This is a genomic window from uncultured Campylobacter sp. (assembly GCF_947255105.1).
GTDB lineage: Bacteria > Campylobacterota > Campylobacteria > Campylobacterales > Campylobacteraceae > Campylobacter_B.
Window position 1 is genome coordinate 1 of record NZ_CAMYFP010000009.1, and the last position, 17,893, is coordinate 17,893.

Below are 17,893 nucleotides of genomic sequence, written 5' to 3' on the forward strand. Positions count from 1 at the left end.
AATCAGCAATCAGCAATCAGCAATCAGCAATCAGCAATCAGCAATCAGCAATCAGCAATCAGTGCGGCTGAAAATTTTATTAAATTCAGTAGAAATTTAGAATTAAACAGAGCTAGAAATTTACCACTTGATACAATTTGTGATAATCTCATCATAAAAGGCAACAATCTTTTAGCACTTCATACATTAAAATCAAATTTCGCAGGTCGCGTCAAACTCATTTACATCGATCCTCCTTACAATACACAAACTGATGCAAGCACTTTTGCATATAATAATAATTTTAATCATTCAACTTGGCTAACTTTTATAAAAAATAGAGTTGAAGTTGCAAGAGAATTTTTAAAAGATGATGGTATTTTTTGTTGTTCAATAGACCATTGTGAGTTATTTTATTTAGGAGTTTTATTGGATGAGATTTTTGGTAGAGAAAATAGAATAGGCTTGATTTCTATAGAAACTAATCCTGGTGGAAGAAGTGATTCAAAATTTTTAGCTACATCTTCTGAGTATTGCATCATATATGCAAAAAACATCAATCTTACAAGCGTATATGATATTAATAAAGATAAAGACAAATTATTAAAATATAATAAACAAGACAGCATTTCAAGATACAAGTTAGTTCCCTTGAGAAGAACTGGAAGTAATTCAACTCCTGATAAGCGTAAAAATTTATGCTATCCAATATATTATAATATAAATAAAAAACAAATATCAGTAGAAATTCCAAACAATACAGATGAATGGATAGAAATAATGCCAATGGGAGTAGACATTATGCGAGTATGGCGTTGGTCAAAAAATAAAGTAGCAAATTCATTATCAGAGCTAGAAGTTGTTCTTAATAACAAAAACGAATATAACATCTATGTAAAAGATAGATTAAAAACTAAAGAAAAAGCAAAAACTATGTGGTATGGTTCAAGATACGATGCATCTGCTAATGGCACTAAAGTATTGCAAAAACTTCAATTATCCGATAGTTTTAGCTACCCTAAATCTGTGTTTTTAATACAAGATATTATAAGCATGACAACTAACGAAAACGATATCGTTATGGATTTTTTCCTAGGAAGTGGCACAACTGCAGCAGTTGCTCATAAAATGAATAGGCAATATATCGGAATTGAGCAGATGGATTATATAGAAAATGTAAGCATTGAAAGGCTTAAAAAAGTAATTGAAGGTGAGCAAGGTGGAATTAGTAAAACACTAAATTGGCAAGGTGGTGGAAGTTTTATCTATGCAAAACTTATGCCTTTAAATGAAATATTTAAAAAAGAAATTTTAAAAGCAAAAGATGATAAAGAGTTAGATCAAATTTATAAAAAACTTCAAAAAGTTGCTTTTATTGATTATAGAATAAATTTAAGAGATATAGCCAAAGATAAAGAGTTTGTAAATTTAAGCCTAAATGAGAAAAAAGAGGTTTTAAATCTTTGTTTAGATAGCAATATGGACTATGTTTTACTAAGTGATATTGATGATGTTACATATGAGGTAGATAGCAATACAAAAGCTTTAAATAAAGCATTTTATGGAGAGATATAATGTCTAGTTTATTTGAAGAAAATATCCAAACATATAGTGATGAACTAGAAAAAGATATAGAAAAATATGGCGTATCTAAAATAGGAACTCATATTACCAGTAATTTAAAAAATGAACTTAGAGAGTATCAAGAAAAAGCCCTACAGCACTATTTAAAAAATGAAGAGATAAAAGAACCAAAACGGCACTTAATGTTTAATATGGCAACAGGAAGTGGCAAGACTATGATAATGGCTGCTTTGATACTTGATTGTTATAAAAAGGGTTACAATAACTTTATCTTTTTTGTAAACTCAACTGCGATTTTAGAAAAAACTAAAATAAATTTTGCCGATCCAAAATCAAGCAAGTATTTATATAGTGATGAGATAATAATAGACTCAAAAAGAGTTGATATAAATATAATAAATAATTTAATTGAGAGTAAAGAAAATGCAATAAATATTTATTTTAGCACCGTTCAAGGACTTTTTTCTCTTTTTACGAATGAGAGAGAAAACTCTATAACACTCGATGATCTAAAAGGTAAAAAGCTTGTATTTTTAGCTGATGAAGCACATCACTTAAATGCAAGCACAAAAGCAGAAAAAGAAGATGAATTAAGCTGGGAAACCATCATAAAACAAGCATATAATAGCAATCCAAAAAACTTAATGTATGAGTTTAGTGCAACTATTCCAAAAGATAAAAATGTGCTTGAAAAATATAGAGATATTATAGTTTTTAAATATGATCTTAAAAAATTTTGTAATGCAGGATACTCAAAAAGGATTCTTTTATCCAAATATGAAAACAGAGATATTAAGATTAGATTTTTAGGTGCAGTTTTACTTAGCTTATATAGAGAAATTTTGGCTAATAATAATAAAATCTCTCTTAAGCCTGTGATTTTATTTAAAAGTGAAATTATCAAAGATTCACAAAGTAATAAGATTAAATTTGAAAGTTTAATAGAAAATTTAACTAGCAAAGATATAGAGGAATTTTATTTATCATCGCATAATAATCCTTTGTTTTTACAAAGCAAAGAGTATTTTATAAGCAAATATGGCAATTCCTATGAGAATACTATTGTAAATCTTATAAAAAATAGCTTTAAAAAAGAGATTATTTTAGATGTAAATGAAAAAAAAGATGCAGAGAGTAAAGACAATCAACTACTTCTTAATAGCCTTGAAGATAAAGATAACAATATAAGAGTTATTTTTGCAGTCGATAAACTAAATGAAGGTTGGGATGTATTAAATTTATTTGATATTGTTCGTTTGGGAGAAGGTAAAAAAACAAGCAGAGTAACAACACAAGAGGCTCAACTTATAGGTAGAGGAGCAAGATATTTTCCATTTGGAGATGTTGAAAACAGATATATTAGAAAATTTGATGATGATTTAACTAACCCTTTAAGTGTCATCGAACAGCTTTCATATCATACAACTAATGATGTTGATTATATCGAGAATCTAAATAAATCAATGGTAGAAAATGGCTTATTTGTAGAACTTGAAGAAAAAAGAATTGCGTTAAAACCTACAAAGAAAGCTAAAGACATTACATCTAAATACAATATTTATTATGTAACCAACAAAAGATATAAAAAAGACTTTTACTCTTTATTTGATAGCTTTGAAAAAACAAGTGTAGAACATAGGCTAAGAAGTATAGATATTCCACTTTTTTCAAATGATATTATAAACTCTGATATTTTTAAAGAAGAACATAGGAAAGATACAAATTTCAAAAGATCTATGAGATTAAAAGAGTGTATTGATTTTTCAATATTTCAGAAAGCATTCAATAAAATAGGTCTTAAATTTAGTGAAATTGCAACTAAATTTGGTGTAAAAAGTAGAGTAGAGTTTTATGAGTATTTATCAAATTTAGATTTTTTATTTGACAAAGAACAAAAATTTAATATACAAAATAGCCTTAGTATATGCGAATATATCCTAAACAATCTTCAAAAAATAATGCTTGAAAAACAAGATGAATATGAAGTAAGCGATTTTAACATAGAAAAATTAGATAAAAAAGCTTTTGATGATAGAGTTATTGTCAAGCAAAAACTAGATATAAGAGATGCAAGGGAGTGGATGTATTATGATAAATACTCACATGATAGCAATCTTGAGATAGAATTTGTTGAATTTATAGAATCAAGAAAAATGCAAATTGATGCTATATTTAAAGAGTGGATTATTTTTAGAAATGACGGCTTTAAGGAATTTAAAATTTTTGACAATAGAAAAGATGGTGATACTTATGGGCTTGGATTTGAGCCTGATTTTATATTTTTTGGTATTAAAAAAGATGAAGCCGATAAAGGAAATTTAACTGCTGAATATATCTTTGAGCCAAAAGGTGGGCATTTATCAGGTGATGGCAAAGGGATAGATAGCTGGAAAGAGACATTGCTTGAATTTCTTAGTGGCGAATACAGCAAAGATAACAGCAATCTAACAGTAATCGGATTTCCATTTTTTAAGAGCAATAAAAATGCAGAAAATGAAAAGTTTTTAAAGACGTTTAGTAGTATCACAAAGTAAAACACTAACAAATGTCAGAATTAAATTTGCTAAAATTTAATCATATAAATTTTTAAGGCTATTTTTATGAAAGAAAATCTTACGGCAAATTTTAAAAAAGATATTTTACTTTTATATGATAATATTTAGGCTAAATTTGCGAGTTAAGTAGATGAAAAGATATGAAAAAATAGTTGCTAATTTCAGCGTAGAGATAACCAAAAAGCGTGGCCAAAAAAACATCTACCTAAGGGTAAAGGCGCCAGATGCGAGGATTGTGGTAAGTGCGCCAGCCATTTGTAGCGATGAGATGATAGAGAAATTTGTATTATCAAATTTAGGCTACATCAAAAAAATGCAAGATAAGATAAAAAATGAGCAAAAAAATCGCTATCAATTTATCCAAGGAGAGCGCCACTATCTCTTTGGAGAGCCTTACCAACTAGAGGTTGTCTATAGCAGCCAAAAAACAGCGGTGCAAAAATCTCAATCACAAATTATCCTTACAACTCCCAAAAACTCTAGCTTAGAAAAACGTCAAAAAGCCATAAAAGAGTGGTATAGAGATGAGCTTAAAAAGACTCTTGATAAGAGTATAGAAAAGTGTGAAGTGCTAAGTGGACTTAGAGCAAATGAGTATAAAATAAAGCAGATGAAGACGCTATGGGGCAGTTGTAACATCGCTCACAAAAGAGTTTGGCTAAATTTAGAACTTGCCAAAAAACCCAAAATTTGTCTAGAGTATGTCATCATACACGAACTAACTCATCTCATAGAAAGAGGGCATACAAAGAGATTTTATGCTTTGGTGGAGCAGTTTTATCCAACTTGGAGAGAGGCAAAAAAGCTATTGTCAAACTCTTTTAAAGGTGACTATGTAGTTTAAATTTCAAAATATATTTTATTATATAGTTATATTGAAATTTAAAAAAAGAGTTTTTAAATTTGATACTACTATAAACTGCTTATTTTAAAAGATAAAAAAACATTAGGCGAAAAAACAAAAACTAGGGATTTGATACTATTTTCAAATGACGTGTAAACTCTTGGCTGTGTTTTAAAATGTTTATGTATAATACAGGAAGTTATATTTTTATTAAAAAGAGTGTTGTCATGGATATTAAAAATAGCGAAGTTAATTTAGAGAAAAAGTATGAGGAATTTCTTAAAAAAAATAAAAAAAGATATGGCACTATCAAAAATTATGTTAGATATATAAAGCCCGAATATTTAAAAGATATATCAAATTATAATCCAAATACAAATATATATAATATATCAGATCCTAATATCTTTCAAGGCATAAAAAACAGTATAGTTAATTCTGACAATTATAAAGATATAAACAAGGAAAATAATTACAACATTAGTTCATCATTAAATTAGTATGAAGCTTTTTTAAAAGAAAGAGAAAGTCAATCATCTACACAAAACTCAGATAAATCAAATAAAAACGATACCCATAGAAAGCATATAAATAAGCCACATCAAAGGATATTTTTTGGAGCGCCCGGCACTGGGAAGAGCTATTTGCTCAATAAGGAGGCTAAAAAGGACTTTGAAAAAGAGTGTTGTGAGCGTGTAACTTTTCACCCAAATTATATGTATGGAAATTTTGTAGGAGCATTTAAGCCATTTCCTGGCACACAAGAGAGTATAACATATGAGTATATCCCAGGAGTTTTACTAGGACAACTTATAAAAGCTTTGCAAAATCAAGATAAAAATTATCTTTTAATTATCGAAGAAATCAATAGAGCAAATGTTGCGGCTGTTTTTGGAGATATTTTTCAACTTTTAGATAGAGATGAGAATGGCGATAGTGAGTATCCAATCGCTGCTTCTAGAGAGTTGCGAGAGTTTTTAGAGAAAAACTTAACCAATAGCAAGCTTAATCCAAATATAGCAAAAAAAATGGGTAAAAATTTTAGTAGAGTGTTTTTGCCAAGTAACTTGTATATTTGGGCTACAATGAATAGTGCAGATCAAGGTGTTATGCCCATAGATACAGCATTTAAAAGAAGATGGGAGTTTAGATATATCGGAATTGATGATGCAGTAGATGCAAGTTTTGCAAACTACAAATTTAAAATAAACAGCTTAGAAGTGGTCAAATGGGATGATTTTAGAAAAGAGGTAAATAAAAGATTATCCAAGCTTAATATACCTGAAGATAAGCTTATAGGTCCTTATTTTATATCAAAGTCAATTTTGAAAAAATATGATTCAAGTAAACTTACAGATAAACTTACAGAAGTTATTAAAGATAAAGTTTTAATGTATCTTTACGAAGATGCAGCTAGAGCTTACAGGTCACTGTTATTTGCTGAAGACAGCTACTCTACTTACTCAAAATTGTGTGAAGAATTTCAAAAAGATGCACTTAATTTATTTAAAGATAAGTTGGAATTAAAAACAGAGCCAATAAAAGAAACTAAAGAATAATTTATGGATATAAAGCTACTAAAAGAGTTAAAGAGATATTCTTTTGATGAGTTAAAAAACATTTTTGAAAAAGATGATGAAGAGCTTAGGGATCTGTTAAAAAACTTATCTTTGATGAATATCGTAAAATATTTAAAAAGTTGCTCTAAATTTGAATTAGATGAGCTGCTTGATGAAGATTTTAAGTTAAATGATAAATTTGATGATTATGTATTTAAATATGTTGGGATCATAGTTGTTGGTAATATCTGTCTTGTCATTTATCCAAAATATATAGAAGATGAAAAATCAGATAAAAACTATGAAATTCTTAAACAACTAATCTCAGTTATTAGAAAATATCAGTCAAAACAGCAAAATATAGGCTTTGATGAAGAGCTAGAGCTTGAAAATTTTAACCTTTTATCGGTTGTTTTAGAGCTTATTCATAGCTACTATGAGCATGGGCTTTACATAAATGAAAATGATATAATCGAGCAAAATGGCGAAGGGGAGATTTGCTGGGAAAAGACCATCAACGAAACCACAGCATACTTTTCTAACAATATTCCATTTTATTTAGATACATTTACTCTTAATCAAAGGAGCAATAAAGAGGATTTTTTTACACTGCTTCATGCTTTTGTGTTAAGCGAGGGTTGCAAGAAGCTAAAAGATATCTTAAATATTTTAAATATCTCACCCATAAATTTGAGCTTAGCAAAACTAGATAACTTTGGAACTATAGAGTTTATAATAAATCGTCTAAATCAAGAGCTTTCAACTCAGTTTATAACATATAGGCAAGATATCTTAAAGCTTTTAAAAAGATATATTGAACAAGATAGCATTAAAAAAACTTCTAGTGATATCTCCTTTGTAGGAACTTCTAGTTTTAATTTAGTTTGGGAAGATATATGTTCAAAAGTCCTTGACAATAGCTTAGAAAAAAGATTAAAAGAGTTAGGGCTTCGTGGTAAAGATGGTAATGAAAATGATGGTAATAAATTTTTAAAAGATATTATTCCAAAACCAAAGTGGAGAGATGTTAAAACCAGTAGTATTCATGAGGCCACAAAGACGCTAATTCCAGATATTGTAACTATCAACAAAGATGGGCTTTCAATATATGATGCCAAATACTACACAACAATACTTGATGAAAATGAAGCAAAAAATACGCCAGGAATTGGCGATATAACAAAACAATATTTTTATAAAATGGCATATGAAGATTTTGCTAGGAAAAACAACATTTCTATAAAACACAATGCTTTTTTGATGCCAACTTGCAAAAGTAGTGCAAATTTACTCGGAGATGTTTCGCTAAATTTGCCAGGCTTTGAAAATTCAAATATCATTGATGTTATTTTACTACCTGCTTGTAAGATGTATGAGTATTATTTGGCAAACAAAACGGCATGTATCAAAATAGATAGAGATGAAAAAGCTGTAATTTTGTAAAAAGTTGTAAAAGCTTATAAGGATTTTAGTAGAGAATTATCTTTTAAAAGATAACGCTAAAACTATAAGAAAAATGCTGCCATTTGGCAAAGCAAGGCATATAAATTGTAAAGGCACTAAATTCTATAAACAAAACAGCTCCACACAAAGAAAAACAAAATCAATTAAATGCAATGAGTGATAATGGGTATTTTTTAACTTTTGATGGCAATAGAATAATAACAGCTTTTAAAAGGGAAAACTTAAAAGCGTATTTTAAGAGTCGCAGTTTAACATTAGACCAAGAAATTATAAAAAGGTGGTGGGAGAGATGAGAGAGTTTATTTTATATATAGATGAGGCAGAATATGGGGTCTATGAAGAAGGTTTTACTATGTGGACACAAAAAGATGATGCAGAGAGATTGGATGAATATATGTTTGCTAAAATTTGCACTAAGTCTGACAAATTAATGGGTTTTTTGATGTATCTCTTGGCGATGAGATTATTGAGAGAGCCAAAAATGATGAAATTATGCAAGAAGTCTGTGAGTTTGAAGTGCTTATACACAATACTTTCAAAGAGAAATTTAGGGGCTCATTTATAGATGCTTTGAAGTATATAAAGGCAAATTATTAAAGATTAAAATGCCAAACTTGATACACAAGAGGTGATAAAATGGAAAATATCAGACATTTGGAAATAGAAATATTTCCACAAGATGATTGGTCGATAGTTGATAAAAAGCTTTATAGTACAAATCAAAAGCATATTGATTTTTTTGCAAATTGCTATATAAAAGATGACAAAATAACATATATTTTTGACATTTCTTTTTATGACCTAGAAAGAGCCAAAAAATCAAAATTTTTTAATGAAGTTTGTGAATTTGAAGTGTTTGTAAATGATGCTTTCAAAGAGAAATTTCAAGGCACATTTATAGATGCTTTGGAGTATATAAAGGCAAATTTTAAGCAGTAAAAATAGATAAAAGATAGTGATATGAGATATTTTGTTTTTGATAATGGATTAGAATTTTTAATAACAAAATCAAAAGTATATGATGAAAAAGCAGTGGTTTGCTCTTGTGTTGGTGATATAAAAGATGATTTTTATAATTATGTAAAAGATTTTATAGATGATGATAAAATTTATGAGTTTGAGTTTAATGGCGAGATAATCAATGGTTCAAATTCTCAGTGTGTGCTATGGATAGCCAAAAAAAGGCAAGAAAATGGAGTTGAGAGAGTTTGAAATCACATTTTATGGCATAGAGTGGCATATTGCATCATTTAATTATTATGAAAAGCTTAAAAAGTCAATCAAAGGGCTTTATAAGCCGATAACAATGACACAAGACAACAAAATAACTTATATTTTTGATGTTTTTGCTCCTAGTGATGATGAGATAAATGAGTGTAAAAAGTATAAAGAATTCGGTGAAATTTGTGAATTTAATTTTTTTGATAGTGCGACCAACAAATATAAAGAGAAATTTAGGGGCACTTTTATAGATGCTTTAGAGTATATTAAAGAGAATTTTAAAGATATAGAGTGATAAAAATAGATAAATATGGTGGGAGATATGAGAGAGTTTATTTTATACATAGATACAGCAGAGTGTGGAGTATATCAAAAAGGATATAATGTTTGGGCAGGACAAGATTATAATAAAAAGCTTGGCAAAATGTATAAATTTGCTACATACTGTGTAAAAAATGGTAAATTTATGGGCTTTTTCACTAGTTATATTTTTGATGAAGATATAAAAATAGCTAAAAATGATGAGCTTATGCAAGAAATTTGCGAGTTTGAAGTGCTTATACACGATACTTTCAAAGAGAAATTTAGGGGCTCATTTATAGACGCTTTGGAGTATACAAAAGAAAATTTTAAGTAGTTGATAGTATAAAAAACTATGAAAAAGATTATAAAATGGACATTTTCAATATTTGCTTAGGCAACGGATGGAGTATTGAGAGCAGTATCTATGAAAAGGGTATAGATTATGATGAAGAGCTATTTGGACAGTTTGAGACTATTGATGATAAAATTGTGTGGATTTATGATATTAAAAAACCAAGTGATGATGATATACAAAAGTGCAAAACACTTGATATCTTTAATACAAAAAAAGAATTTATAGTTTATGCCTTAGAAAAAGATGAATGGCAAGAACAGGAGAAATTCAGCGGCACTTTTATAGACGCATTAGAGTATATAAAGGCAAATTTCAGGTAGTAAAAACAGATAAATATGGTAAAAATATGAGAAAATTTGAAATGTATGTTTATTTTTACAACGATATTGCGACTGAATGGGGGATAAAACAAAGCGGCTACGATGGCGATGATTATAGCAACAAGCTAAATAAGCCATTCGGTTTTGCAACTTTTTGTGTAAAAAATGATAGGTTTATGAAAGCTTTTGACCTGTTTTTAAATGAAAAATGCTTTAATAAAACACAAGAGTTGAAACTTTTTGATGAAGTTTGCGAGTTTGAATGCGAGATAAACAATATAAAAAGCACCAAAACAATGAGCATAAAAGAGGCTTTTAAAATAATCTATGAGAATTTTAAATAAAAAAGATATAGATATGAGAAAACTTGAAATTGTTTGCAATAATATAGAGTGGCAAATATCTGTAAAGGATTATGATATTTGGGATGGTAAATATGCCGAAAAAGAGAATGAAAAATATAAATTTGCTACTTTTTGCATAGAAAACAATCAAATAATGGGAATGTTTGATATGGATGTAAAAGACGAAGTATTAGAAATTGCTAAAAATGACCCATTGATGCAAGAAGTTTGCGAGTTTAGGCATGAAAACTATAAATTTAGCGGCACTTTTATAGATGCTTTAGAGTATATTAAAGAGAATTTTAAAGATATAGAGTGATAAAAATAGATAAATATGGTGGGAGATATGAGAGAGTTTATTTTATACATAGATACAGCAGAGTGTGGAGTATATCAAAAAGGATATAATGTTTGGGCAGGACAAGATTATGATAAAAAACGCGGCTCAAAATATAAATTTGCTACTTATTGTGTAAAAAATGGTAAGTTTATGGGTTTTTATGATAGTTTTATTGATAATAAAGATATTGTTTTTGCAAAAACAGACCCGTTTATGCAAGAAGTTTGCGAGTTTGAAGTGCTTATACACAATACTTTCAAAAGAAATTTCAAGGCACATTTATAGATGCTTTGGAGTATATAAAGGCAAATTTTAAGCAGTAAAAATAGATAAAAGATAGTGATATGAGATATTTTGTTTTTGATAATGGATTAGAATTTTTAATAACAAAATCAAAAGTATATGATGAAAAAGCAGTGGTTTGCTCTTGTGTTGGTGATATAAAAGATGATTTTGAGAGATTAAAGAGCCTACTTATCGATATGAGCGATGGTGAAATGGATAATGAGTTTATCTCTAGCTTGCCAATTAGTGAAGTTGGTAAATTAAGCGGGGTGGTAGCAAATTTAGCTAATTTTAGTGAAAAAAACTAAGAGAGGGCATAGCTTTAATTGGCTACGCCCTACATTTTACTCATAGTGATATTATGAATTTTACTTTTAATGAGTTTGTGGATTATTATGAGATGTCAAAAGAGTTATCAAAATTTAGGATTTAAAGCTTGGTGTTTGGTGGTGTTGGCTTTTTTATTTATGCTCTTTGTCGGATGTTAAAAAGCTATAAAAAGCTATTAAAAGTTTGATGAAGAACATGTATACTATTAAACATATCACCAAAAAAACTGAAATTAAAAACACAATAGCAAATATGCTACTAATCATTACAGCCCCTTTAAAATTTGATAGCACTATTATATCGCAAAAAGGCAAATTAAAAACCATCTACATGATAGCAACTCTTACTAATAAAACTGAAAATGAGATAGAGGAGATGGGGCTAAAAGACTTTATGGCACTACAAAAAGGGCTAAGCGATTTTTTTAGCACAAGCCGGGGTTATAGCTTAGAGGCTATTGCCCTTGTGGGTCATACTTTGCATTTTGGTTATTGTGAGATCTTGGATATGAGTTTGGGTGAATTTTGGGAATTTGTGAGGATTTCAAAAGAGATTTTAAAAGTAGGAGCGTTTTAGGGTTTTTCAATAAAGTTTAAGAATTTGTTTAACAATCTTAAGGTTATAAGAATAAAAATTAAGACAAATGAAAAAAAGGATAATAGATAAATGACTGTTAGAAGACTTGGAAAAATAGAGCATAAAATCATAAATAATATTCCAAATGCAATGATATATAACATCTTTTTATCCTATTTGCGAAGCCCATTTTGTAAAAACATTTAAAAGTGCTAGCACTCCACCTATAAGTGGACCTAAAAGCCCAACAAAAAAGGCTATGGCGATGATATAGTCGAAGGCATATACAAATACGCATAGCAAAATAGCAAAAATTAAAATTTTCATATAATTTCCTTTGTGGGATTATACCATATACAGGTAAAAAGATGATTTTAAATAAAGGATTTGGCGAGATTGACAAGGAATAGCGCTTTAAAAAGTTTTGATATTAAGAGGGTTTTTAATCGTAGCAACAATCTAGTATAAATTTATAGGTTTTTTTAAAGATTTTTTTAAATAAAAATGTTGAAAACAAAGCAACCGGATAAAATAAAAATATTGAAAACAAAGAGACAAAAGGAGTGAGAACTATCATGGTTAATAGGTCTAAATTCTCATCATCATTTGTAAACAATATAAATAAAAATGTATATAAAAAGACAAATGATATAGATACAAAAGTTTCTGCACTGATTTGGGCTTTTCTCTCTTTTTCATCCATAGCACTCTCCTGTGATATAGATACAAAATCCTGTGCGCGGTTTTGGGCCTGCATCTCTTTTTTGCTCATATCACTCTCCGCTTGTTTGTTTTACTATAAAAAGATTATAACACAAAAGGGTAAAAATGGATAATGCAGCAGTTGGGATAAGCATAAAAAGCCTATTACACAGGCTAAACCCAGCTACAAGTTTATAGCCAAGTAGGATTTGAAGGATAGAGCATTTAAAAGAAAACAAGGCTAAATTTCGCATATAATATTCTCATTTTTTACATCAATTTAAACTCATCAGCTTAATGGCAAAAAGTGAGAATATTTTGCATTTTTTGTGAGAAGTTACATAAATGATGTTTTAACACCTAGCAACTTAACAAAACTATATGATGTTAGGGTTGAGAGTGTTAAATTTGAAAAGACTATCTAATCGCAATTTTTGACTAAATAGTTTTTAAATTATCTTTTATAAATTAGCCTTAAAACTCCAGCTATAAAAAAAGCAGTGGCTATAAATTTAAAATCTTTATCTAAAAGCAGTATAAAAAATGAAGTTAGGATTAGAATGAGTCCAAAAATAAGCTCGCTAACCTTTTCATCAATGACCTTTTTAAAGTATTCAAGCTGTGATTTGGAGATATTTGTCTCTATCTGCCCTAAGCTTATTTTATGAAAGCTTGTCTTTATATAGTGCAGGTTTTGTGGAAGCTCTTGTAATTCATCAAATATAGTATCAACTAAAGTCTCTTTTGCACCAACTGCTCGCGGGATATTTTTAACTAAGATTGGAAGTATATCTTTTATGCCGTTAAAATTTTCTAAATAACTAGTTCCAAGACCCTCTATAATGGCACTTACTCTTAGGATATAGATAGCTTCAGCTGGGAGTTTGAAGGGAAATTTAGCGGTATTTGCCATAACTTCAAAAGCTAAATTTTGCATTGTTGTTTTGCTAAGTGAGTCATTTGAAAATATATCAAAAATTTGTTCCACAAACTCAGCAAGCATCGTAGTTGGTGTTTCATAAGCGCTAATTCCAAGGTTTTTGCAAGCGGTAATATACTCTTCATAGTTTTGCTCATTTGCAGCTCTTAAAAGCGAGATTATGTTAAGTCTAGTTTCATTTGAGACTGATTTTACCATGCCAAAATCAAGTAAAATTATCTGCGAGTTTTTATTTATAAAGACATTTCCAGGATGAGGATCGGCATGAAAATAGCCCTTTATAAGCATTTGCTCTACATAAAACAAAACTAGGTCATTTATCGCTTTTTTAATATCAATTTTAAACTCTTCAATATTTTTTCTATCATCAAACCTAAATCCCTCCTCAAAGCTCATTACAAGCATATTATCGTTGCTAAGCTCTTCGTAATATTTTGGAAAAATAATGTTTGAATTGCAATATATTTTAGAAAATTTCTTTAAATTTGAAAGCTCTATTCTCATACTAGTTTCTTTTATAATAGTGCTTGCAAACTCGTTAATTACCGCTTCTATTGAGTTTTTTGTATAGTGCGAAAAAAGTGGCTTAAAAATTTTGTTTAAAAAAGAGATGATTTTTATATCAGTTTTTACGATTTTATCTATATTGTATCGCCTTATTTTTATGGCAACTTTACTACCATCTTTTAAAAAAGCCTCATGTACTTGCCCAATAGATGCACTTGCTATTGGAGTTTGGTTAAAATTTATAAAACCTTTGTCTTCATAGACTTTCTCTAGCTCGTTTTGGCTCATTGGTGGCAAATTATCATGTATTTTTTTAAGCTCATTTAGATAATTAGGTGGGAAAAAATCACTTCTTGTGGCTAAAACTTGCGCCATTTTTATAAAACTTGGACCAAGATAGTTGATGTAAGATGTGATTTTATCGGCTTTTATGCTCTTTATAAACAAAAAGCTCTCACGCCTTTTAATAAGTAGATAAAATGTTAGTAAAAGATGAAAAATCTTATAGATTCTTAGCGGACTATAGAGATTTTTTGTCATTTTTACCTAGCTTTTCATCTTTTTTAAAATCTCATCAAGTTTTTTTTCAACTCTTGCAATGTCATCTTTGCTCGCCAAATTTAGCTCATTAACAACTTCTTTAAAATACTCCATATTTTCATTATGCTCAGCTCTAGCTCTTTCATAAAGTCTATCTACAAAAGCTTGACTATCTTCTTTTGTGATTTTACCACGATTTTCAAGAGCATTTAGTTCTTTTTGGACTCTATCTTTGATAGTCAAAAACCCACCGGCTGTTATATAAAGCATATCTTTTAGCATAATTTATCCTTTAAATTTAGATGAAATTTTTATTTTTGATAAGTTTTCTAACCTCTAGTGCGATGGCAAGCTCTTCATTTGTTGGCACTACCAAAGCCCTTATAACTGAGTCTCTTTTGGTTATAAATCTAATTGAGTTGCTTTTTAACTCATTTAAACCATCATCGATATTTACACCAAAGTGATTTATTGTCTTACAAATATCGGCTCTTAAGTGAGCGTAGTTTTCGCCAACTCCAGCTGTAAAGATGATAGCATCGACTCTTCCCATAATAGCAAAGTATGAACCAATATATTTTGTGATCCTATACATGTACATATTGTAAGCTAACTTTGCTCTTTCGTCATCTTGATCCAAAATCATTCTCTTTACTTTTCTAATGTCACTCATACCGCAAATTCCCAAAAGCCCGCTTTCCTTATTCAGCATATAGTCAATTTCTGCTTGATTTTTATTTGTTACTTTGGCGATGTGATAAAGTGCTGCAGGATCAATATCTCCGCTTCTTGTTCCCATCATAAGTCCTTCAAGTGGTGATATACCCATTGATGTATCTATGCTTTTTCCACCTTTTATGGCAGTTACACTTGCACCATTTCCAATATGAAGTGAAATGGCATTAAAGGCATCTAGTCTTATTCCCATGTAGTTTGCGGCTTGCTCTGTAACATATTTGTGTGAAGTTCCGTGAAAGCCATATTTTCTAACATCATATTTTTCGTAATATTCATACGGAATTGCATACATATAAGCATATTGCGGCATTGTTTGGTGAAAAACTGTGTCAAATACCGCGACATTCGGGACATTTGGTGCTTCAGCCATAGCACTTCTAATTCCTGCTAAATGTCCAGGGTTGTGAAGTGGGGCAAGCTCTGAAAGTTCATCGATAGTTTTTATAACTTCATCATCTATAATGACTGAGTCTTGAAATTTATTTCCCCCATGAACAACTCTATGACCTATGCCATCAAGTTCACTAAAATCTTTTAAAATTTTGCTTTTTTTAAAAAAATTATTTAGGTAGTCCATACCCTCTAAGTGGTCTTTTATGGCGACATCTTTTACAAAAGGCTCATTACCATAGTTGATATTAACTCTAGAATGATCACTTCCAATTTCTTCAATAAAGCCATCTAAAATGACATTTCGCCCATTCATATCAAAAAGTTTAAATTTAATTGAACTACTTCCTGAGTTTAATACTAAAATTTTCATATCAATTTCCTGCTTGAATTGCACTAATTAGCACTGTATTTACGATATCTTCTACGCTCGCACCTCTACTTAAGTCATTTACTGGTTTTTTTAGTCCTTGCAAAATCGGTCCCATTGCAATGCTTCCTGTTAGTCTTTGAACTGCTTTATAGGTGATATTTCCTGAGTTTAGATCTGGAAAGACAAAGGTATTTGTTTTGCCTGCTACTTTTGAATTTGGCATTTTTTTCTTCGCTACTTTTTCATCAATTGCAGCATCAAATTGAAGTGGTCCATCAACATTTTCGCCCAAACTCTCTTTTGCTAAATTTAAAGCCTCTTTTACTTTATCAACACTTTTTCCCTTGCCACTTTCACCAGTTGAGTAGCTAAGAAGTGCGATTTTAGGCTCAATACCAAAAGATTTTGCTGTAGATGATAAAGATATGGCAATATCACAAAGCTCTTTAGCAGTTGGCTCAGGCACCACAGCGCAATCCCCAAAAACTAAAACCTCATCTTCTAAACACATTAAAAAAGCCCCACTAACTGTTGAAATTCCCTCTTTTGTCTTAATAAGTTGTAAAGCAGGGCGGATAGTATCAGCCGTAGTTCCAACAGCACCACTTATCATAGCATCAGCTTTTCCGACTAAAACAAGCATTGTTGCAAAGTAGTTTTTATCAAGCATAATTTTTTTTGCATCTTCTAAATTTATGCCTTTATGTTTTCTAAGCTCATAAAATTTATTTACAAACTCATCTAAAAGTTCGCTTTTTAAAGGGTTGATAATTGTTGCTTTTGAGAGGTTTAACTTTAAATTTTTTGCTTTTTTATCTATATCATCAGGCTCACCTAGTAAAATGACATTTACAGCCTCTTTTTTAAGCAAAATATCAGATGCTTTTAAAATTCTCTCATCTTCGCTTTCGGGTAAAACTACGGTTTTTAAATTTGATTTCGCTTTTTTATAAAGTTCGTATTCAAATTTAATTGGAGTCTTAAAATTTGTTTTTGCATTTTCTAACTCATCAAAGAAAATTTGTGGCTTTTTTTCCAACTCATCAAAAGAGCTAAACTTATCTCCAAAACTCAAACCCTTGTCTGTAAAATTGGCAAAGTGCTCTATCTCTTTTTTGCTTGAAAAGTCGGCTAATATGGCTAAATTTAGATCTTTTGCCAAAGAGATATGAAATTTATCTTTTTGTCCTAAAACTATGATGAAATCGAACTTTTGCGATAGCTCTTCATATTTTTTTATGCAGTTAAATTTCAACTCTTTTTCATCGGTATTTTCAAATTCAACTTCGCTGTTGCAACAAAAAGCCATAGCTTCATCTCTTTTTAAAGGAGAAAATAGCGCTACTTCAAACTTTTTGCTAACTATCTTTTTTATGGTAGTAACAATCTTAAAATCATCATCTTTTGTATCTAAAATAAACAGCCCTTGACTCATAAAAGCTCCTTTTGGCGGTGGTTTATTGTCTAAATTTATCTAATAAATTTGGTCTAAATTATAACATAGTTTTAGCCCAAAACTCTTTTTAGCTCTGTTTTTAGCTGAAATTTAGACCCTTTTAGAGAAATTTACAATATAACTATAATATATTTTGTAAGTTTTAAATTTATACAATCAATTTAAAACAGCTGCTATTGTTAAATCTA

The 17,893-nt window shown here is 29.6% G+C and carries 23 protein-coding genes; 17 read left to right on the top strand and 6 right to left on the bottom strand.

Going from position 1 to position 17,893, the window contains the following annotated elements; genetic code table 11:
• The 17 genes from Q0X52_RS05605 to Q0X52_RS05685 all read left to right on the top strand — a co-directional run.
• Positions 1-1,554, top strand: a 1,554-nt coding sequence (locus tag Q0X52_RS05605) for a site-specific DNA-methyltransferase (RefSeq protein WP_297575883.1), incomplete at its 5' end; no start/stop codon positions are given.
• Positions 1,554-4,097: a DEAD/DEAH box helicase family protein gene (locus Q0X52_RS05610; protein WP_297575885.1), complete on the top strand. Its 2,544-nt coding sequence runs from the start codon at positions 1,554-1,556 to the stop codon at positions 4,095-4,097. The genes Q0X52_RS05605 and Q0X52_RS05610, both read left to right, overlap by 1 nt.
• 151 nt (positions 4,098-4,248) lie before the next feature.
• A complete protein-coding gene (locus Q0X52_RS05615; protein WP_297575887.1) occupies positions 4,249-4,962 on the top strand; it encodes a M48 family metallopeptidase in 714 nt (237 codons plus the stop codon).
• Positions 4,963-5,189: 227 nt separating this feature from the next.
• On the top strand, positions 5,190-5,462 hold the full coding sequence (locus tag Q0X52_RS05620; protein WP_297575889.1) for a hypothetical protein: 273 nt from the start codon (positions 5,190-5,192) through the stop codon (positions 5,460-5,462).
• A 108-nt stretch (positions 5,463-5,570) separates the two neighbouring features.
• Complete coding sequence (locus Q0X52_RS05625) at positions 5,571-6,521, top strand: AAA family ATPase (protein ID WP_297576028.1); 951 nt, start codon at positions 5,571-5,573, stop codon at positions 6,519-6,521.
• Positions 6,522-6,524: 3 nt separating this feature from the next.
• On the top strand, positions 6,525-7,964 hold the full coding sequence (locus Q0X52_RS05630; protein WP_297575891.1) for an LlaJI family restriction endonuclease: 1,440 nt from the start codon (positions 6,525-6,527) through the stop codon (positions 7,962-7,964).
• 310 nt (positions 7,965-8,274) lie between these two features.
• Positions 8,275-8,550, top strand: coding sequence for a hypothetical protein (locus Q0X52_RS05635; protein WP_297575893.1), 276 nt, complete (start codon positions 8,275-8,277; stop codon positions 8,548-8,550).
• A gap of 71 nt (positions 8,551-8,621) precedes the next feature.
• Complete coding sequence (locus Q0X52_RS05640) at positions 8,622-8,924, top strand: hypothetical protein (protein ID WP_297575895.1); 303 nt, start codon at positions 8,622-8,624, stop codon at positions 8,922-8,924.
• Between the two features lie 21 nt (positions 8,925-8,945).
• Positions 8,946-9,197, top strand: coding sequence for a hypothetical protein (locus Q0X52_RS05645; protein ID WP_297575897.1), 252 nt, complete (start codon positions 8,946-8,948; stop codon positions 9,195-9,197).
• Positions 9,178-9,501 (top strand): hypothetical protein, encoded by a 324-nt coding sequence (locus Q0X52_RS05650; RefSeq protein ID WP_297575904.1) that lies wholly within the window; start codon positions 9,178-9,180, stop codon positions 9,499-9,501. The genes Q0X52_RS05645 and Q0X52_RS05650 overlap by 20 nt, the downstream gene beginning before the upstream one ends.
• Before the next feature lie 27 nt (positions 9,502-9,528).
• Positions 9,529-9,843: a hypothetical protein gene (locus tag Q0X52_RS05655; protein ID WP_297575906.1), complete on the top strand. Its 315-nt coding sequence runs from the start codon at positions 9,529-9,531 to the stop codon at positions 9,841-9,843.
• A gap of 35 nt (positions 9,844-9,878) precedes the next feature.
• Positions 9,879-10,184, top strand: coding sequence for a hypothetical protein (locus Q0X52_RS05660; RefSeq protein WP_297575907.1), 306 nt, complete (start codon positions 9,879-9,881; stop codon positions 10,182-10,184).
• 26 nt (positions 10,185-10,210) lie between these two features.
• Positions 10,211-10,528, top strand: coding sequence for a hypothetical protein (locus Q0X52_RS05665; RefSeq protein WP_297575909.1), 318 nt, complete (start codon positions 10,211-10,213; stop codon positions 10,526-10,528).
• A 13-nt stretch (positions 10,529-10,541) separates the two neighbouring features.
• Positions 10,542-10,847: a hypothetical protein gene (locus Q0X52_RS05670; RefSeq protein WP_297575912.1), complete on the top strand. Its 306-nt coding sequence runs from the start codon at positions 10,542-10,544 to the stop codon at positions 10,845-10,847.
• A 27-nt stretch (positions 10,848-10,874) separates the two neighbouring features.
• Positions 10,875-11,153, top strand: coding sequence for a hypothetical protein (locus Q0X52_RS05675; RefSeq protein ID WP_297575914.1), 279 nt, complete (start codon positions 10,875-10,877; stop codon positions 11,151-11,153).
• A gap of 59 nt (positions 11,154-11,212) precedes the next feature.
• Entirely contained in the window at positions 11,213-11,461 is a 249-nt protein-coding gene (locus Q0X52_RS05680) for a hypothetical protein (protein WP_297575916.1), read from the top strand.
• Positions 11,462-11,669: 208 nt separating this feature from the next.
• Entirely contained in the window at positions 11,670-12,059 is a 390-nt protein-coding gene (locus Q0X52_RS05685) for a hypothetical protein (RefSeq protein WP_297575918.1), read from the top strand.
• A gap of 168 nt (positions 12,060-12,227) precedes the next feature.
• On the opposite strand, the gene Q0X52_RS05690 is transcribed toward Q0X52_RS05685, so the two are convergent.
• From Q0X52_RS05690 to pta, 6 genes are all read right to left on the bottom strand, one after another.
• Positions 12,228-12,386 (bottom strand): hypothetical protein, encoded by a 159-nt coding sequence (locus tag Q0X52_RS05690; RefSeq protein WP_297575920.1) that lies wholly within the window; start codon positions 12,384-12,386, stop codon positions 12,228-12,230.
• 115 nt (positions 12,387-12,501) lie between these two features.
• Positions 12,502-12,831 (bottom strand): hypothetical protein, encoded by a 330-nt coding sequence (locus tag Q0X52_RS05695; protein ID WP_297575922.1) that lies wholly within the window; start codon positions 12,829-12,831, stop codon positions 12,502-12,504.
• A gap of 384 nt (positions 12,832-13,215) precedes the next feature.
• The gene (locus Q0X52_RS05700; protein WP_297575924.1) at positions 13,216-14,748 is read right to left on the bottom strand and encodes an AarF/UbiB family protein; all 1,533 of its coding nucleotides are present in this window, start codon (positions 14,746-14,748) and stop codon (positions 13,216-13,218) included.
• Positions 14,749-14,754: 6 nt separating this feature from the next.
• Positions 14,755-15,030 (bottom strand): hypothetical protein, encoded by a 276-nt coding sequence (locus Q0X52_RS05705; RefSeq protein WP_114675284.1) that lies wholly within the window; start codon positions 15,028-15,030, stop codon positions 14,755-14,757.
• Positions 15,031-15,046: 16 nt separating this feature from the next.
• Positions 15,047-16,249 carry an acetate kinase gene (locus tag Q0X52_RS05710; RefSeq protein ID WP_269479997.1) on the bottom strand — a complete coding sequence of 401 codons (1,203 nt, stop codon included), beginning with the start codon at positions 16,247-16,249 and terminating at the stop codon, positions 15,047-15,049.
• Position 16,250: 1 nt separating this feature from the next.
• Positions 16,251-17,684, bottom strand: coding sequence for a phosphate acetyltransferase (pta, locus tag Q0X52_RS05715; protein WP_297575932.1), 1,434 nt, complete (start codon positions 17,682-17,684; stop codon positions 16,251-16,253).
• Positions 17,685-17,893: the final 209 nt, after the last annotated feature.

Bases quoted from the DNA above. Each gene is read 5' to 3' on its own strand.
- Q0X52_RS05610 (WP_297575885.1), top strand. From the start codon at position 1,554: ATGTCTAGTTTATTTGAAGAAAATATCCAAACATATAGTGATGAACTA.
- Q0X52_RS05615 (WP_297575887.1), top strand. From the start codon at position 4,249: ATGAAAAGATATGAAAAAATAGTTGCTAATTTCAGCGTAGAGATAACC.
- Q0X52_RS05620 (WP_297575889.1), top strand. From the start codon at position 5,190: ATGGATATTAAAAATAGCGAAGTTAATTTAGAGAAAAAGTATGAGGAA.
- Q0X52_RS05630 (WP_297575891.1), top strand. From the start codon at position 6,525: ATGGATATAAAGCTACTAAAAGAGTTAAAGAGATATTCTTTTGATGAG.
- Q0X52_RS05635 (WP_297575893.1), top strand. From the start codon at position 8,275: ATGAGAGAGTTTATTTTATATATAGATGAGGCAGAATATGGGGTCTAT.
- Q0X52_RS05640 (WP_297575895.1), top strand. From the start codon at position 8,622: ATGGAAAATATCAGACATTTGGAAATAGAAATATTTCCACAAGATGAT.
- Q0X52_RS05645 (WP_297575897.1), top strand. From the start codon at position 8,946: ATGAGATATTTTGTTTTTGATAATGGATTAGAATTTTTAATAACAAAA.
- Q0X52_RS05650 (WP_297575904.1), top strand. From the start codon at position 9,178: ATGGAGTTGAGAGAGTTTGAAATCACATTTTATGGCATAGAGTGGCAT.
- Q0X52_RS05655 (WP_297575906.1), top strand. From the start codon at position 9,529: ATGAGAGAGTTTATTTTATACATAGATACAGCAGAGTGTGGAGTATAT.
- Q0X52_RS05660 (WP_297575907.1), top strand. From the start codon at position 9,879: ATGGACATTTTCAATATTTGCTTAGGCAACGGATGGAGTATTGAGAGC.
- Q0X52_RS05665 (WP_297575909.1), top strand. From the start codon at position 10,211: ATGAGAAAATTTGAAATGTATGTTTATTTTTACAACGATATTGCGACT.
- Q0X52_RS05670 (WP_297575912.1), top strand. From the start codon at position 10,542: ATGAGAAAACTTGAAATTGTTTGCAATAATATAGAGTGGCAAATATCT.
- Q0X52_RS05675 (WP_297575914.1), top strand. From the start codon at position 10,875: ATGAGAGAGTTTATTTTATACATAGATACAGCAGAGTGTGGAGTATAT.
- Q0X52_RS05680 (WP_297575916.1), top strand. From the start codon at position 11,213: ATGAGATATTTTGTTTTTGATAATGGATTAGAATTTTTAATAACAAAA.
- Q0X52_RS05685 (WP_297575918.1), top strand. From the start codon at position 11,670: ATGAAGAACATGTATACTATTAAACATATCACCAAAAAAACTGAAATT.
- Q0X52_RS05690 (WP_297575920.1), bottom strand. From the start codon at position 12,386: ATGAAAATTTTAATTTTTGCTATTTTGCTATGCGTATTTGTATATGCC.
- Q0X52_RS05695 (WP_297575922.1), bottom strand. From the start codon at position 12,831: ATGAGCAAAAAAGAGATGCAGGCCCAAAACCGCGCACAGGATTTTGTA.
- Q0X52_RS05700 (WP_297575924.1), bottom strand. From the start codon at position 14,748: ATGACAAAAAATCTCTATAGTCCGCTAAGAATCTATAAGATTTTTCAT.
- Q0X52_RS05705 (WP_114675284.1), bottom strand. From the start codon at position 15,030: ATGCTAAAAGATATGCTTTATATAACAGCCGGTGGGTTTTTGACTATC.
- Q0X52_RS05710 (WP_269479997.1), bottom strand. From the start codon at position 16,249: ATGAAAATTTTAGTATTAAACTCAGGAAGTAGTTCAATTAAATTTAAA.
- pta (WP_297575932.1), bottom strand. From the start codon at position 17,684: ATGAGTCAAGGGCTGTTTATTTTAGATACAAAAGATGATGATTTTAAG.